We start from the raw sequence: 16,743 nt of genomic DNA, 5'->3' as shown, positions 1-16,743 counted from the left end.
AGCCTCCGTTTTGTATGGGCGGAGGTTTATTACAAGACCCCGGATCAGCGCCAGTCTATTGCTTGACAGTTTTGCGCCCTTTTTGTCAGTCCCTTCGTTTTAGGACTTAAGAGTCCTTTTAAAGCGATTCTATTGCTTCTGAGAGCACAAAGATTGGCCCTGACTTCGCATTAAAACAAAACCATGAAATCCGTCCTGTCCCTGACCCTATGCCTACTTTTACTTCCCTGGTCCTCTGTGGCTGGAACGGACTATGCCGTTTCTGAAGCCTCTATTCGCCAAGCACCTTGCCGCTTCGGTGTGGCCCAGACAGATCAGGACATTCAAAGATATTTTCAAAATAGAGCTGATAAAGTGATCAGCGAGACCACGGCACAAGGTTTTAATTTCAAAAATGATTCAGCAGAACTTATCCGGATATTTAAAAATCTGACTGAAGCGGATCCCTATCGGGAAACCCGTCAGGACACACGATTGTTTGCACCTGCGGCTCAGCGTTGTTCCACAGTGATCTGCGCCACGGAATCTCTTTTCGGAAAAGAAAATGCCTGGAAGGTTCTTTACCTGAACAGTCGATTTAATTTGAATGTCTCGCACTTCCGTTTTGACCATGCCTCGGCATGGAACCCTACAGAGCTTGGGACGATCTTAAGAGCCTTAAGCCTGGTACCGACAGAGCTCAGTCGTTTTTCTGAAAATAAAAAGCTGGTTCACTATCGCCGGGGCGCCAAAGATCCCCGCAATGACAGTTCGGCTGTCGCCGCCAACAGTGAAATTCTGGTTTATGATTTCTGGAATACTTTAAGTGAAGAAAAGAAAATCTATATCCTGCTGCACGAGTTCGCGCATCTTTGGGCCCTAAAAGAAGATGGCAATGATATGGATCGCAGCGAGGCGTGGCTACAAATCACCGGCTGGGAAATGATCCCGTCTATTCCGGATGTGCTGTGGCAGCATAATGGTCGAAAGACTTTCTGGGTTTCTAACTATGCTCAAAGCAATTCCATCGAGGACTTTGCCGAAAGCGTGATGGCTTACCTGTTTGAACCGCAAAAACTGCAGCACAATGATCCGGCGAAATATCGTTTCCTTAAAGGCACTCTTTTCGGGGGCAAAGACTTTCATCAGCCCGGCCTATGCGCGAACTAAACCACACGCTGAAACTTGGGGCTGCCTGAAGAAAAAATCTGAAATTGCAAAGGGTGTACACTTTGCACCTGTAACTGAATCGGGTCGCCCTTTTTAATCTGGCGCCCCGTATGATTGAAGATCAACAAAAGTTCACCCTGAAAATTACAAAGCGCCTCTGTCGGGGAAGTGACTTCCTCAACAATAGCATTCAGGATACGGCCTTTTTCCAAGGAACGAATAAAGGCCGCAGATGCCATAGCTAGTCCATATCCTTGGTCAGATCAATACGACGGAACTGCACCGGACGGATTTCAGGTTCACCGATATACTGAACCGGTTTATGAGTCGCCACTGTCGCAGCCGTCGGAGTTGCCGGAGTCGGCTTTTCACTCAAAAAGGTCTGCGCGATATTTTGAGTCACATTGAACAGAGCTGATACATTGTTCGCCGTCTGCTGAGCCGCTTTTTCTTCCGCTTCGACTTCCTCGCAAGCGGCCTTGAAAGCATCACCCAGCTTTTTCAAAGCTTCTTTATCGGTTTTGGGAACCTCAAAGGCTGTGCTGATCTCGATGGGAATCTCTTTTTGCAGGGGGGCCATAAAGCTGATGTTATCCACATCGCTCAGGTCAGAAGAAGTCGCTTCCTCTTGAGCTTCTTCGTTCGCCCACTCTGGAAGACTGTCTTCACAGAACATCAGTTGGTCACGATTTACTTTTGCAATGAATTCAATCTCGCCACGGGACAAATCCACTTCGCTGGCGATTTCATCCACGCTCATTCCCTGATGGGCCATACGCGCGGCTTTGACGTATTTCACGGTATTCTGACGTTCGATGATTTCGGTGTGCGGGATGCGGTCCTGGAAGATCTTGGCCACTTCCAGACTCTTTTGCATATTCTGTTCGATTTTACCGATTTGTTTATCTGCCGCTTGGATCTTCGACTGGATATCTTTGACCTTTTGTTCAAGCAGGGCTGTCAGTTGATTCACCTGAGTTTCCGTGCGATCTGACAGATCCTCTAAAACGGCAATCTTACTTTGCAGAAGCTGCAGGCCTTTGCTCAAGCGCGGATCATCTTTAGGAGGACGATTTAAGCGCACCCACAGACCGACCACACCGGCCAAAAGAATCAAGTTCATCAGAATTTGTAGTAACACCCAAAAGCTCACCCATCGCCTCCCCGGCTACAGCACTCCTTTAGTTTAGATGGCCTCGCTCCGTCTCACAATGAGACCTAGGTCCTAAATGTATCAAAGCAGGACCTAGACCCCAGATCGCTTTGGGACAGAAATTCCAGTGTGTTATTATGCAACAAAGGGGAGTTTGTATTATGTCGTTGAAAAGATGGCATGGGGTTCGTTGGACCTCATTGTTGCTGGTGTTAGCCCTATCCGCCTGTGGACCTGTAAAATTTTCTGCGCCATCTACTGATGATGTGGATACTGATGGAACCGGAGTTTCACCAACCCCGACTCCGAACATTCCACTCAGAGATGTTCACTACTCCAATCAAGTGCAGGCTACTGATAATAAACTGGATATCATCCTGATTGTCGATGACTCCAACTCGATGAAACCGGACAACTTGAAGCTGGCGGCGAAGCTCTCCTCCTTCGTCAACAAACTTCAGGCTTCCAATATCGACTGGCAGATGTGTGCGACGGTGACTCGTGCTCTTCCTGTAAGCGCAACTGCAAGCGCCTGGGGTGCTTCCATCTTCTGGCAGAACAGCGCCACAGAAAGCTACAGCATGGGGCTGGTACTTAAAAAGACCAGTACTTCGGATCTAAATAATGTCTTCGTTCACACGATGGAATACATCGATGCCGGCTGGCAGGGCTCTGATGACGAGCGCGCGATCAAGTCGGCTTATCACCACGTTTACAATGGCGACTACAGAGCCTCCGGCAACAATGGTTGCTATCGTTCGGACTCAGCGATTGCCTTTATCATTATTTCTGACGAAGACGAACGCAGTATCGGCGGCGATGCCTCCCAGCAGGTTTATACGGGCGAGTTAAAACCTCTCGAAAATGAAGACAAACCTCAAGTGTTTGTCGACTATGTCCGCCAGATTATGGGCGCGGACCGCCGTTTCACTGTGAACTCGATCATTGTAAAACCAGGCGATTCCGCCTGTAAGCAAACTCAGGATACAGGCTCTGCGAAAAGCCACTATGGCTTTAAATACGCAGAACTGTCCAACCTGACTGGTGGCGGTATCGGAAGTATCTGTGACAGCGACTACTCCACGAACCTGAATCTGTTCGTGGATAAGATCAAAGACTCTTTAAGCTCCATTCCTTTGGAATGTGCTCCCGTCGGCGCAGTGAATGTCACTATCACTCCAAGCATTGGTGTGGTTGAATCCCGCATCGAAGGGATGAACCTGATCTTCAGCACTCCGGTTCCTGCTGGCAAGACCATTGATGTGACTTATCAGTGTTCTGACAACCGCGCTCCAAGCTCCGTAGGCGGGAAAGTGGTCCCACTGAAAGAAGAAGGATTCTTTGCTCGCATTATGTCCTTCTTCCGTAATCTGTTCTGAATTAATTGATATCGTAAAAAGAAAAAGGCGTTGAGAGATCAACGCCTTTTTTATTTTCCAAAAATGATCTTGCTAAACCAACTGCCCGACAAAGTCTTTCATACGAGCGATGCCTCTTTTCATGGTTTCCTCTGAAACCGCAAAACTCAGGCGCATGTATCCTTCCGTGCCGAACTCCGCACCCGGAACAGTCGCCACATAGAACTTCTCCAGCAGAACAGCACAGAAGTCCTTAGAGGTTCGGATCACCCGGTCCTGGTAGGTTTTCCCCAGACAAGCACGAATATCCACCCAGAAATAGAAAGCTCCCTGCGGTTCTGCCGTTTTAAAGCCAGGAACTGTTTCCAATTCTTTCAATCCGCTGTTTTTGCGGGCCACCAGTTTTTTCACCACTTCCCTGATATCCGCCTCGGACGCCTTGAGCCCCTCCAACAAAGCATGCTGCGAAATACTGGAAGGTGATCCTGTGCTTTGGCTTTGATAATCCGCCATGGCCGTAATCAGACGCTCTGGTCCCACGGCCCAGCCGATTCTCCACCCCGTCATGGAATAGGCTTTAGATCCCCCATTCACCAGCACACAACGATCCTTCAGATCCGGCGCCACGGTCAGAAGATGCGGCGCCACCGTGCTGCCATCAAAAACCAGGCGATTGTAGATATCATCAGAAATGATCACCACTTGCGGGTGCTTCCTCAGCACCTCTGCCAGGGCCTTAAGCTCTTCAGCAGAATACTGCAATCCGGTGGGATTGCTGGGTGAACAGAACAAGAAGCCTTTGGTTTTGGCATTGATAGCGGCTTCCAATTTTTCAGGAGTGATTTTAAAATTCTCCTTTTCACCACACTCAACAATATGCGGAACCCCGTCAGCCAGCTCTACCATGGCCGGATAGCTGACCCAATAAGGAGTTGCAATCACCACTTCGTCGCCTGGCGAACAGATCATCTGCAAGGCTGAAAAGATAATGTACTTCGCGCCGGAAGCCACAGTAACTTCTTTTGCCGAATATTCAAAACCCAGCTCGCTTTTCATCTTTTGCGCAATTTCTTTACGAAGCTCTACGGTGCCGTTGGCCGGAGTGTATTTGGTGATACCTTTTTGAATGGCCTCAATGCCTGCCTGGGCCGGACCGGCGAACGTAGGCCAATCCGGTTCTCCAACAGTCAAAGAGATCACATCATGGCCTTGGGCCGCCAGCTCTTTGGCTTTAGCCACCAAGAAAAGCGTTGGGGACGGCTTCAGATTTTGTGCTCTTTTTGAAAGCTGGATCAAGACCCACTCCTTTATTATTTCAATTTTGCATTCATTGCTTCGATAACAACGTCAGGAACCAGGTCCTTCAATGCGCCACCGTTAATGGCCACTTCCTTCACACCACGTGAAGAAATGTAATAGTACTCAGGGCTGGCAAAAACCAGCATGGTTTCAAAGTCCGGTGCCAGCTTACGGTTCATGTTGGCCATGGTCATCTCGTACTCGAAATCCACCACCGCACGCAAGCCCCGCACAATCACCTGTGCCTTGACCGTTTTCATGTATTCCACCGTCAAACCGCCAAAGACATCCACTTTGACATTCTTCAAGTGGGACAAGGATTTTTCTATCAACTGTTTACGTTCTTCGCCAGTGAACATGCTCTGCTTCTGGGAAGATTGCGCAACTAAAACGATCACCTGATCATACAAAGGCGAAATACGGTTGATGATATCCACATGCCCCATAGTGATCGGATCAAAGCTTCCGGGATAAACAGCAATTCTACTCATGGTTTTCCTCTTCCTGCTGCAAAGCGCTTTCATGACAGAACATACTCAAAATCTTGTCGCCATATTCTTTCTTGCTGTAACGAACCACTGCGCCGTAGCGGTCTTCCATTCTCTCTTTGGCCTGAGATTCAATGGCCAGCAACGTCGTCGGGCCAAAGGCGGCACTCACACCCGCCGCTTCCATAACGGCATGGGCCATTTTTTCTGTAAATGGAGGGTCGGCAAAAATAATGTCAAATGCCTCTCCTGAATATGATTTCAAAAAGGCAATTACTTCCATATTTATGATTTTGTAATCTGAGGCGGGAACTCGCAGTTTTTCAAAATTCTGCCGAGTGATCGCCAAAGACTTGGGATTTTTCTCCACGAACGTGCAAAACTCTGCACCGCGCGACAAGGCTTCTATCCCCAGGTTCCCGGTTCCACAGAAAAGATCTGCAACACGTGAACCTTCAATTTCAAATTGAAGCTTATTAAATAAAGTCTCTTTTACGCGATCAGTTGTGGGGCGGATATGGTCTGCATTGAAAGAGACCAACTGATGTCCACGATATTTCCCCGCAATAATTCTCATTTTTCCAAATCCTCGGCCATCTTCACGACGGCAAAAATATCTTCAAATGGTTTTGGCACAAAAAGATTGGCTCCCATTTGCAAAGCCGTCTCCATGTTATGCTCGCCCGCAAAAGCGGACATCAGAATCACCTTGGCTTCAGACTGCTCCCGCATTTCTTTTAAAACTTCAGGGCCTGTTCGTCCCGGCATCAGAACATCCAGAAAAACCAAATCCGGATTTGAGTTCTGCCATAACTGCAGACCTTCATTGCCGTCCACAGCTTCAACGACATCATGGCCCTTGCCTTTCAAGGCACGACTCAAAGAACGGCGAACCAAAACCTCATCATCCACAATCAAAATCTTCACGGCGCATTCCTTTGCGGCAGCACAATCACAAAACAAGTACCGTGCGGCTCTACGTTGCGGAACTCAATAGTTCCGCCGAATTTTTCGATGACTGACTTAGACATACTTAACCCAAGACCCGTACCATGTCCCTCTTTTTTTGTCGTAAAGAAGGGCTCAAAAATGCGTCGGCGAATATCCTCTGGAATCCCCGGTCCGGTGTCTTCGATCTCCAAATAAATACGGCCCTGATCGTGACGGGTTCTCACACTCAGGCGTCCCGTTTCTTTCATCGCCTGACAGGAGTTGTTAATCAGATTAAACACAACCTGTTGCAACAGATGAGGCTCTACAAAAACCGTCTGCCCCAAAGTTTCCAGATCCACTTCCAAACGATGAGTTCGCAAAGCCGACTTCAACATCGGCAAGGTTCTTTCAACCACTTCATCAACACTGATATACTCTGACGGCTGATCTTCGCCTTTGGAAAAATCCAGAAGATTTTTAATAATTCTTTGCGAGCGGGCCGTGGCTTTTTCAATTTCCACCAGATCAGAATGCAAATTACTGCCCTGTTCGGCCTCCTGCAAAAGGACCTGAGACAAGGACCGTAGTCCCGTCAGGGGATTATTCAGCTCATGGGCGATGTTTCCCGCCAGCATCCCGATGGCCCCCATCTTTTCACTTTGCAACATTCGCAAGTACAATTCCCGGGACTGAGTGATATCCACATACTGATTCACAACATTGGTGGGCCTTGTGCTTTGATCCAAAAGAACCGGATAACTGTGGACCTGATAAATTCTTCCATCCACCTGAATCTGTCCTGCCGCCGGGGCCCCTTCTTTCAAAGCTTGAGGCACTGGACAGCCTTCACAGGCAGCCTTACGGTGAGCAAAGCTTTCATGACATTTATGATGCATGAAACGGTCACTGAACTTGCGATTGGCCCGAACGACGTTGTAGTCAATATCCACGATCGCAATCGGATCGCGCATACCATCGAAGGTTTTTTCCCAACGATAAGAAAACCCCGACAACTGACTTTCCAAAAGAACACGATCCAGCGCCATACTTAAAGGGCGCACTCGGTCACTCATGAAGTCCACGAAGGGACCCATCTCTTTGTCGTTCAAAGAGTTTTCGATGCACAAGATAGCTTCCCCCTGCCCGCTGGTCAGATGACTGGTCAGACGCAATTCAAAGGGAACGACGTAGGCTTTAATAAAAGGTCTTCCGAAATGATTGGCAAAATAACGAGTCAGTTCGGGGCTAGGCATCTGAGCCATCTTGGGAAACTCAAAATAGCTGGTCGACTCTGTCTGGGTAAAATGCCCGGATTGGAAACTCAAAAAGAAAGTTTTCGCGCCACCAAGGCGGAACGACAATATCGGGTCACCCATCTTATGGAACTTGCGCAATTCTTTTCGTAAAATTGCCAGAATATCCTCAAAAGAGGTCTGCGTTGCCAGATCTTTGATAAAACGAATCAGTTGCCTCTCACGATTCAGCTTCTCACTTTCTTCGTGGTGGGACATCTCGATGTACTGAGTTCTTTCTTCGACCATGGCCTCTAACGAATGTGTCAGGGCTTCAAGCTGCTTGTTCTGATGCGAAGATTCCTTAAGCAGCAACGAACGGGACAGGAACATCGAATGGCGCTGTAATGCCAGCTCCAATTGCTCCCAGATTTCATGCTCAGACAATGGCCAGCGCATAAAGCGATACACCTGGGCTTTATTGATGCCCTCGCGCACTTCCTGCTCATTCAGATCCTCCGCAATCAATAAACGAGGAGCCATTGGCTGAAGCGTGCGGGCCTTATACAGAAATTCCAAGGACTCGCTGTCAGAAGAACCCTGGACTAAGATCGAGGAAAAACGCCGAGTTTGCAAAAGAGGAAGAGCCTCGCTGGTGGAGGCTCTGAAGACAATCTCCACCTCCCGCTTTTGAAACGGGAAGAAGTGAGGCAGCCTAATTGGCGATACGTTTCCGACCCACAGGATTGGATCCAGCTTGTTCGGAATCGAAATAAGACCCTGAGTATTCGCCATTCAGTGATTTCTCCAACACTCTCAAGTGGTCCAGCCACATCTGAAGAACATTGTTCAAATCATACTCCAGGACATCCGCTAAAAGAACAAAATCCTTATTTTCCAAAGCGCGCAAAGCCTCCAGAACCGTTCTTTTACTTTCAGCTTCCGTCTTTTCCCAACGAACTGGACTTCCCCCTAGGAACTGATCTCCCATGGTTTCTTTGATCGTCATGGCACTGTCGATCAGGAATTCACAATTCTGAACCAAATCGTGAATGGGCTTCAATAGACCACTCAGCCCCTGAACGCGCATGCGCTTAGCCAGATTCTCAGTTCTTTGCATCAGCTCCGGCAAAGCCTCCATCCAACCACGCAAAACCAGTGCGGTCAGATCACGACTGTTTTCAGTCAGATACTCCAGCGTCTCGATCTGCTCCAGCGTCACAGTGGAAAAACGAGCTTCGTCTGCTTCTGCGATCTCAAGACCGTTAACGATATACCGACACACAACCTGATTGGTGTGCCTTAGATCCTGCTCGATATCGCTAAAAACCTTGGCCAAAGGAATGTTCTCTTGATAAAAATTGCGCAGATCCTCTCCGCTAACTTTAAACCGCTCCATTGCCTACCTCTTCCTTGAGTGCCTCATGCGGAATGTATACATGAAGATGGCGTTTCAGACGCTCATGCACATTCAAAGTTGCGGTACGGATTTCCTCGAGCGTGCCGGGAGCAATACGGATTCTTTCCGCATGATACCAGCTTACTAAAGGACTCAATTCCGGAACCATTCGGCTAATATTTGAAATAACTTCTTCAGCGCTATCCAGGAACGGAGCCACCTTCTCCACCCCTAACGTCGGCAACAGCCCCAGCTGCTCCATCGCAAAATCATTGATATCATTGAGTTTCATAGCCCCCTGCACGATTTCCATGCGTTCAGCCATGGGGAAGTTCCCACCCAGATAAAGCGCCTGAACCAGCCCCCATTGGAAGCTCTCGGCCGCAGACTCTTCCCGAGCATAGCTCACAAGCCCACCTGTACGCACAATCAGACCCGGAGTCACATGGCCCGCCAAAAGATTTGCAATGGCCGATCCCACTTGTTCCGGAACAATCGTTTCCTGATTTTCAGCACGATAGATAAAGCCCAAACTTGCTTTCGGACCCGTCTCCCAGAAATTCACCGGCCCGACGCTGACGTTCAAGGTCGGTGTGTCCGTAAGTGAAGCCATGTGAATAGGTGCACTGTCACAGCCAATCAGCAATTCCGCATTCTTGAGAATCGCAAACAGATCTGACATCTGTGTACGACCCGCCAGATTCACAAACTGAAGCTCTGTCACCTCGGACTCGATCTGCAACGCCACCGGAGCTTCGCCAGCAGAACCGATCAGTACGATCGGCAACTCGGCGAACTGCTTCGCCAGTTGACGAAGTGTGCGCACCCAAGCTTCCGCGGAAAGAGCTTTATTGGCATCACTGGCCCCGACATGCAAAACCAGATAGCGCTCAGGCAGCGTCAATGCACACTCAGGAACTTCAGAAAGGCTCCAGTCCGACTCTGTGTACTGAAGTTCAATCATCGACGCCATCACGTCCGCCACATGAACGCGATTGGGCTTATCCAACCCCACCTGAGAGTAAAAATAAGCACTGACTTCGTCAGCCAGACACAAACTGCCGTCCTTAAAGCGTGTATAGCCCTGCACTTCGGTATGCAATTCAGAAACAGCATGGGTCAAGTAGCTGGAAAAAGGTGAAAACGTGAAGTTGATAATACGATCAAAACCTTCAGCCTTCAGTTCAGAAACAAAACGATCCATCTCAGCCAATGAGGATTCAATATCCGGCTCAGTCTGCACCAGAGGGGTCAATATCTCACCCGAGGGCAAAGACCAGTGACGATCCACGGCTTTAAGACCCACCAAGGCCCCTTCAAATCGAGGGCGTGTCAGCAAATGAATTTCCGCATGAGGATACATACGACGCAGACCCTGCAAAGCAGGCCACGTCATATAAATATCACCCAGTCTAGCGAGTTGCAGAACGAGTATTTTCATTTTTAATCTGTTCCTTCACAAGCTCTTTGAGCATTTGGATTTTTTCAGCTTCTTTACTATAGCTCTGCGTTTTCAGGATTTCGCTGGATGCTTTTTCCAGCTTCTTCAAAGCCGCTGATAGGTAATTGTCCAATTCCTTTTGCATAGTACGCTCCTTCCCTGGAGAGAGATTGCAAGTGACGGTAAATATTTTCACGAATAGTCAATAACTCGCCTTGCTCCTGCAAAGCGGTCTGCACACGGTCCACGATCTGCACCGGTTGAGTATAACGAGCGATTAACGCCTCCACAAAGCCCTGGAAATATCCGGCTTCGTCTTTTTTGGAGCGTACAATTTCCTGCGCTACCAAAACCAGGTCCGCCATTTCCGACGCTTGGACTGATTGTTTTTGCGACATCAATTCTCTGGAAGGCAAAGCCGCTTCAATTCTTTGCTGCCATTGCTGATACAAAGCTGTGCGTTCAGCAAAGTGACTGAGTATTTCGCCAGAACCTTTTTTAGGCTGCTCCAGCAATAAACCCTGCATGACAGTCAATAATGATGTCTTGCCCTGATCGAGATATGTTTTCCATGTGGCCTTTTCCAATGACTCGCCAAACTGCTGCATGTGCAGTTTTTCATCACTCAGCTCATCCCAGATGGATTCAAACACTTTTTCCACCGAAATATCCTGAGCACATAAATGACTGGGTTGAGAACAAGCCGACGAATAACCACACGGCGCGCATGGCACTTGCGTCGTCAGAATGCGGGCCCCTTGCACGAAAGCTCCGGTTTTGGTCGCATCGCTGCTTCCTAAAACCAGCTCTACAATAGGCGTCCCCAATTGAGCTGCCAAATGCTTGATACTTGTATCTCCAGTCACCAGAAGGGCCGATTCCTGCAAATGACGGCGAGCCTCATTGAGATCACAAATCAGAAGATCTTTTTCAGCAAATGCCTGCAGCAAGGTTTCCTTTTCAAAAGAGGCCCCCAGAATCTGAACCTTATAGTCCACCAAGGACACTTCAATGGTTCTTTTCAACTGGGCAAAGTGCTCCAGCCCCCAGTTCTTTTTCTCGTTGCTGGTCAGACACTGGAACAGGATTCGTTTGCTCCTCTTCTTTTCGCCTTTGGCCTGCGGCTGAACCGGCAAATCGAATGAACTGCCAAGAAGTTCCACGTAATGAAAAAGCGACTTCTGTGATCCGGAAAAGCGTTCGTTGAAATAGCGAATCCAGCGGTTATCCAACCCCCGGAAGCGCCCCTCGGCATGATAAAGACCCTTCTTTTGCGGAACTTCCAAAGCTCCCAAAAGATAGCCGCTAAGTTTATTGTGAGTGAAGTTTAATGCCAAATCATAGCGTTCGGCATTCAGTGAGTTCACCAATTCCTGCACCTGCGTGAAGGACCACATGATATTGAATCCACTTTCCCCCAGGCCTCGCTGAATCATTTCACGATCAAAATGAATATAGCGATCCACCAGTCCGTGCATCAGTTTTTCAACTTGTGCAAACTGACGATTCACCAACAGGTGAATCTGGGCCTCAGGATACTTTTCCCGCAAAGCGCGCAGAAGAGGTTCCTGCTGGATGATATCACCAAGCCGTAAAAGGGAAAGAACCAGAATTTTCATTATTTCACCAGCTCACCGAGCACACGGAAGATCTGTTTTTTATTATCTGCCATTGTCGATGCCTCTACCATAGGGGCGATTTCGTTAATGGACAGGTTATGGCGTGGCAAATTATACAACGCCTTCATATTGATACCGAATTCCTGAAAGTGATACTTCAGAGATTCCAGAGAACGCCCTGTCAGGTGAGAGAACAACTCTGCAAAGAAATCAGATTGCTGCCCCCAACATTCATGGAACGACAACACGAACGAACGATGATTCAGGATCTCCTGGAAAAGTTCGGACTTGAAAAGTTCCTGAGCATCCTGAACCACGCGGATTTCCACGCGATCTTCCAGTTCAGGGAACTGCGAACGGAATACTGGAATCAAAGACTCTCGTGATTCAACCACAGTAATACGCACATCAGGGTCCACGTCAGCCAAAGCGGCGATATGGAAGCCAGCGCCCAAACCCACGACGATGACATGTTCTGCAGGCAGAACACCTAATGAGTAAGCCCATTTCAGACCCTCTCCACGAGGATCATGCATAGAGGCCAACGCCTGACCTTCTTCAAAAGCAATCAATGAAGACTCATGGTTCTCAGAAAATGTGATCATTGACATGTTAGGCAACCTTCTGTGATGCGATAATTTTCTTTTTCAAATTGCGAACTTCCTGATGATCCGGATTCCAAAGAAGAACACGTTCCATCTCAAGCAAAGCCTGATCCACCTGACCAGCACTGCACAGCAGGTTGATCAAAACCAGGGACATATCCTCATCTTCTTCCACACTGGCAAGATAACCCTGAAGCGCCTCGATGGCTTTTTGTAACTTACCATCACGCAGTCCCCAGTTAGCCGCCAGATGAACCGCTGTTCTGTTTTGTGGATTGATATCAATGGCAGATTCAATATTTGCCCACGCCAGTTCAATATCACCGAACTGACTGTGTACCATGGCAAGACCCACCCAAGCTTTGTCGTTCTCTGGATTGATCTCGACGGCTTTGCGGAAACAGAACAAAGATTTGTCGTAGTCATTGCGCTGAACTTCCAATGTGCCGAAATTTACCAGCAGCACGTCGGATTGAGGATTCAAGGTATAAGCTTTATTGTAGTATTCTTCCGCACCATCGAAATCCCCTTGGCGCACGAAGATATTTCCCATGTTTTTGTAAGTCTCAAACAAAGTCGAAGATTCTTCTGTCAGAATAGCCAAAGCCTCGTAGTACTTATCCAAAGCTTCCTGATCACGACCCGCTTTATATAGAGCCGTTGCATAGCCATGCAGACTTTCAAAGCCATAGTCCACTTCCGCCAAAGTCTTACGCACAATCAAAGACTCAGAACCACGGGACATCTTGTCCAGGCAGCTTGCCAGCATTGTTAAAGTCGCCGGGTTCTTGGAATCCTTATTAGAGGCTTCTCTCAGAAGATTCATGGCCAAAGGATACTCACGGTGCTTCATCAGCACTTGAGCATTACGAATGAACCTAGCAACACGTTCATCGACAATTTTTACTTCTTTGACTTCAGACACTTCCGCTTCGAAATCGGCAATAGCCTGTTGCGGATCAAAATAAATTTTAGGTGCCTCCTGATAACTTTCAGGATTTGAATTGATACCAGAAATTTCACTGGACTTTTGAACGATCTGATTTTCCAACATCTGACGTGATCTCCTCGCGCAGAATTGAAGGAGCAACACAGATGCCAAAGGGTGCTTTGTGCTTTAATTGATTCTGAGGCAGACTCAGCCAGTTGTTTGACTCTTTGGCTGAACCTGCCGTCATGTTTTTGTCAGGAATTTTTTTCCTAGACCTCTTCATCCAGACGCTGATTGAAGGTCTTGGTCTTGTAACCACCAACAGCTTTACGGCTGCGGCGGACCTCCTGCAATTCGCGGATAATAGAGTTCTTGGCCATTTCAATGCAAGCCAGGACCTGAATATCCTGCTCAATGATACGGGCCACGTATTCATCCTTGATCGCCAGAGCTTCTTTCGCCTCGCGGCGTTGGCCCTCTGGAATCACGGCTTCCATCCCCATTTCATCATGGGCTTTTTCAATCTGTGCATCCACATACTTCAGAACATCCAGAATTCTGTCGCGGGTTTGATAGAAGTACTCCAGATTGTCGAACTGCCCTTGGGCAAAATTCGCCAGTTCTACTTCATTCAAAGAGTAGAATTTCTCGAGGTAGTGATTCTTTTCGTTCAACAACGTGATGATTCTGGTCATGTCCCCTCCACAGTGACTCATTCTTAACCCGCTTTTTTGTCTGAATTGTTGGTTTCTTGCTTAATCTTTTCCACGGCTTGAACCCAACCATCATAAAGAGTGTTGAGAAGCTTCAGATTCTCTTTGAGAGGCTCTGGGCTGCCGGAAATATTGGCCTTAGTGTATTGCTCCATCATGAACATATAGAGCTGTTCCAGTTGATTGGCGACTTCACCACCGACCTTGTGATCCAGGGTGTTGTTCAGTTCCATAATGATGTCAAAAGCACGCCCGATATTCATGCCCCGATCGGCAATCTTTTTTTCTTCGGCGGCCTTGATCGCCAGCTTCGTGAACTTAATGGCACCTTCATAAAGCATCAGCAGAATTTTTTCGCGGCTGGCGCTTTGTACGGAAGTTGTTTTGTACTTCTGATATGCGTTCTTATTCATAGCCCCTCACTTCATCTTCCTATTCAATACTCAACGTTCTTAACCCTGTGGTTGCGCCATTGCCGCGAACTTCGCCTGCTGCGCATTAAGTGCAGACATCTTTTGTTCCAGATCCGCAAACTTACGTCTGAGACTGTCTTCTTTTCTTTCCAGTTGGCGCTCTTTCGTCTCAATACGGTTGTTCACCTGTTTGATACGATCTTCCAATCCGCGCTTCCGGTTGGAGATAGTCCCGAACTGTCCGTTGACCAGATTCCCGATCTCGCGCTTCACCGTGGATACAAACCCGGTCGCAAACCCGTCCCCGCGTAAGAATGCCGCCACTCCCTGCGGATTGGCCTGCAACACCTTGTTGAACTTGTCCTGAGAAAAGTTCAGCGTACCGTTTCTGTTGAACTCGATCCCCAGCTCACCCACACGACGAATCGGCGACTCAACGCCCATTTGTGGATTCAAGATCACACGTCGCAGACTGTTTTCAATCGAGCGCAACATCCCGTCACCGCCCAAAGGACCCAGTGCCGGATTTTTTCCATTTCCTGCCTGAAGCTTGTTTTGCTTCTGGATAAATTCCAAAGCCGCATTGTAAGCATCAACGAAGCTTTTAATTTTGCCGCTAATGACCTCAAGATTCTCTTTCACGGAAAGACGAATCTCGCGGCCCGGAGCTGCCGACTTGAAGTCCAAAGCCACACCTGGCACCAAATCCGTGGATTTGTTGTCCGGAAGTTCAATTTCAAAGCCATCGACCTTGATCTTCGCATTCTGAGCCTTGCGGGACTCATCGAAGTACATGTCCTGATCACCATCCAAAAGATAGATTTTTGGAAAGCTGACCTGATTGTCAGATCCTGGTGCCAACCCTGATACCAGAAGCTTAAACGGATTCTCTGAATCCTTACGGTCTTCCAGCACCTGTGCCTTCAGCCCTGTATTGGAAGCGTTGATCTGTTTGGCAACCCCTTCCAAAGTGGAACTGTTGCCATTGATATAGACTTCCTTTGTTCCTTCTGGAGTTTGGAATTTGATGTATCCAGTCCCCATCTGAGTTTCATTTTTATCCGGGAAGCCGTTCGAGATCGCCGCCGGCTTTTGCGCCAACTGAACCACCTCGATCGCATAGTCCCCGGGAATTGCAGTTTGTGGATCGACCTGGCCATCCACCACATTGGTGTCGCCACTTAGAAACTTTTTGTCGATGAAGCCGCTTGTGGAAGTCAGTTCCCCCAAGTTTTTGGTGATATCATTCACCTTGGTTTCCAGATCCTGCACCAGCTTAAGCTTGTCCTCTTGCTTTGCACGACCGACTTCCATTTGCTTCACAGGAATCCGCTCAGCATCCATCAGCTGCTCGACGATATTTGGTGGTAGCCCAGAGGCCATGCCTGTAATTCGGAATCCTGCCATGAATCCATTGTGTCAAAATGATTCAGTGACCGTGAGTCAATTAAATGTCTCTAGGAAAGGCCAGTAGCAAGGCTTTCAGGGCTCTAATGAATTATACGCGGCAGGGATTTTGACGGCAGGCCTTTTTGCTGGACCTCCATCCGGGAATCAAATGCACTTTATAAAATGAAAACTTAAGCAGAACGCTTAAGCAACTGTCCTCTTGGAGAGTCATCGGTCGGCAACGTCCACAGCTCCAACTCAGGAATACGGCGAATCAAAGTACCAAGGTTGTCCTTCACCAGAACAAATCTTCCACTTTCAGTCACCTCAAGCTCCACACTCCACTTGTGTTCTTTCATCGCTGGAAGATTGCGAAGATGCTCCATGGATTTCTCGAGCTGTTCCTCTGTCATCGGCTCGCGCTGAGGCTGCTCTTGACTCTGATATTGCTCTTGCCCATTGGCATCACGATCATGAGTGGAATCGGACTTGATAGTTTTACCGATGGTTTCGACACTTCGAACCTCGTTATTCGGTAAAATGTTAGAGATCAGTCCCTTGATATTCATGCCCATCTTATCGGCACATTCCTCCACCCCCAAAAGGTGCCTGGTTGTTTTT

Annotated in this window: 18 protein-coding genes; 2 read left to right on the top strand and 16 right to left on the bottom strand. The window is 48.1% G+C overall.

Going from position 1 to position 16,743, the window contains the following annotated elements:
• Positions 1-183: 183 nt before the first annotated feature.
• Entirely contained in the window at positions 184-1,149 is a 966-nt protein-coding gene (locus tag ACES2G_RS02765; protein WP_347358983.1) for a hypothetical protein, read from the top strand.
• On the opposite strand, the gene ACES2G_RS02760 is transcribed toward ACES2G_RS02765, so the two are convergent.
• Both ACES2G_RS02760 and ACES2G_RS02755 read right to left on the bottom strand, forming a co-directional pair.
• Positions 1,146-1,388 (bottom strand): hypothetical protein, encoded by a 243-nt coding sequence (locus ACES2G_RS02760; RefSeq protein ID WP_347358982.1) that lies wholly within the window; start codon positions 1,386-1,388, stop codon positions 1,146-1,148. The genes ACES2G_RS02765 and ACES2G_RS02760 overlap by 4 nt on opposite strands.
• Positions 1,389-1,390: 2 nt before the next feature.
• Positions 1,391-2,302, bottom strand: a complete 912-nt coding sequence (locus tag ACES2G_RS02755) for a DUF2802 domain-containing protein (protein ID WP_347358981.1) — start codon at positions 2,300-2,302, stop codon at positions 1,391-1,393.
• A gap of 161 nt (positions 2,303-2,463) precedes the next feature.
• Here ACES2G_RS02755 and ACES2G_RS02750 point away from each other — a divergent pair, with 161 nt between their 5' ends.
• On the top strand, positions 2,464-3,681 hold the full coding sequence (locus tag ACES2G_RS02750; RefSeq protein WP_374001258.1) for a hypothetical protein: 1,218 nt from the start codon (positions 2,464-2,466) through the stop codon (positions 3,679-3,681).
• A 72-nt stretch (positions 3,682-3,753) separates the two neighbouring features.
• Here the strand turns inward: ACES2G_RS02750 and ACES2G_RS02745 are convergent, their stop codons facing one another.
• From ACES2G_RS02745 to ACES2G_RS02680, 14 genes are all read right to left on the bottom strand, one after another.
• Positions 3,754-4,956: a pyridoxal phosphate-dependent aminotransferase gene (locus ACES2G_RS02745; protein ID WP_347358979.1), complete on the bottom strand. Its 1,203-nt coding sequence runs from the start codon at positions 4,954-4,956 to the stop codon at positions 3,754-3,756.
• Between the two features lie 14 nt (positions 4,957-4,970).
• Positions 4,971-5,450, bottom strand: coding sequence for a pantetheine-phosphate adenylyltransferase (coaD, locus tag ACES2G_RS02740; RefSeq protein ID WP_347358978.1), 480 nt, complete (start codon positions 5,448-5,450; stop codon positions 4,971-4,973).
• Positions 5,443-6,024, bottom strand: a complete 582-nt coding sequence (rsmD, locus tag ACES2G_RS02735) for a 16S rRNA (guanine(966)-N(2))-methyltransferase RsmD (RefSeq protein ID WP_347358977.1) — start codon at positions 6,022-6,024, stop codon at positions 5,443-5,445. Before rsmD ends, coaD begins: the two co-directional genes overlap by 8 nt.
• Entirely contained in the window at positions 6,021-6,374 is a 354-nt protein-coding gene (locus ACES2G_RS02730) for a response regulator (RefSeq protein WP_347358976.1), read from the bottom strand. Before ACES2G_RS02730 ends, rsmD begins: the two co-directional genes overlap by 4 nt.
• The gene (locus tag ACES2G_RS02725) at positions 6,371-8,407 is read right to left on the bottom strand and encodes an ATP-binding protein (RefSeq protein WP_374001256.1); all 2,037 of its coding nucleotides are present in this window, start codon (positions 8,405-8,407) and stop codon (positions 6,371-6,373) included. The genes ACES2G_RS02730 and ACES2G_RS02725 overlap by 4 nt, the downstream gene beginning before the upstream one ends.
• Positions 8,328-9,011: a hypothetical protein gene (locus tag ACES2G_RS02720; RefSeq protein ID WP_347356231.1), complete on the bottom strand. Its 684-nt coding sequence runs from the start codon at positions 9,009-9,011 to the stop codon at positions 8,328-8,330. Before ACES2G_RS02720 ends, ACES2G_RS02725 begins: the two co-directional genes overlap by 80 nt.
• Positions 8,998-10,452 (bottom strand): glycosyltransferase family 9 protein, encoded by a 1,455-nt coding sequence (locus tag ACES2G_RS02715; protein ID WP_347356229.1) that lies wholly within the window; start codon positions 10,450-10,452, stop codon positions 8,998-9,000. The genes ACES2G_RS02720 and ACES2G_RS02715 overlap by 14 nt, the downstream gene beginning before the upstream one ends.
• A 56-nt stretch (positions 10,453-10,508) precedes the next feature.
• Positions 10,509-12,071, bottom strand: a complete 1,563-nt coding sequence (locus ACES2G_RS02710) for a glycosyltransferase family 9 protein (RefSeq protein WP_374001254.1) — start codon at positions 12,069-12,071, stop codon at positions 10,509-10,511.
• Positions 12,071-12,682: a hypothetical protein gene (locus ACES2G_RS02705; protein WP_347356225.1), complete on the bottom strand. Its 612-nt coding sequence runs from the start codon at positions 12,680-12,682 to the stop codon at positions 12,071-12,073. The genes ACES2G_RS02710 and ACES2G_RS02705 overlap by 1 nt, the downstream gene beginning before the upstream one ends.
• Position 12,683: 1 nt before the next feature.
• Positions 12,684-13,730, bottom strand: a complete 1,047-nt coding sequence (locus ACES2G_RS02700; protein WP_347356224.1) for a tetratricopeptide repeat protein — start codon at positions 13,728-13,730, stop codon at positions 12,684-12,686.
• A gap of 146 nt (positions 13,731-13,876) precedes the next feature.
• A complete protein-coding gene (locus tag ACES2G_RS02695; RefSeq protein WP_347356222.1) occupies positions 13,877-14,302 on the bottom strand; it encodes a hypothetical protein in 426 nt (141 codons plus the stop codon).
• 23 nt (positions 14,303-14,325) lie between these two features.
• Complete coding sequence (gene fliS / locus ACES2G_RS02690; protein WP_347356220.1) at positions 14,326-14,733, bottom strand: flagellar export chaperone FliS; 408 nt, start codon at positions 14,731-14,733, stop codon at positions 14,326-14,328.
• Between the two features lie 39 nt (positions 14,734-14,772).
• Positions 14,773-16,116 (bottom strand): flagellar filament capping protein FliD, encoded by a 1,344-nt coding sequence (gene fliD / locus ACES2G_RS02685; RefSeq protein WP_374001252.1) that lies wholly within the window; start codon positions 16,114-16,116, stop codon positions 14,773-14,775.
• 197 nt (positions 16,117-16,313) lie between these two features.
• Positions 16,314-16,691: a hypothetical protein gene (locus tag ACES2G_RS02680; protein ID WP_347356216.1), complete on the bottom strand. Its 378-nt coding sequence runs from the start codon at positions 16,689-16,691 to the stop codon at positions 16,314-16,316.
• Positions 16,692-16,743 lie beyond the last annotated feature (52 nt).

Origin of the sequence: Bdellovibrio bacteriovorus, assembly GCF_041888015.1 — a bacterium.
Classification (GTDB): Bacteria; Bdellovibrionota; Bdellovibrionia; order Bdellovibrionales; family Bdellovibrionaceae; genus Bdellovibrio.
Note: the sequence above shows the minus strand (reverse complement) of the source record. Positions and strands in the feature narration are given on the sequence as shown.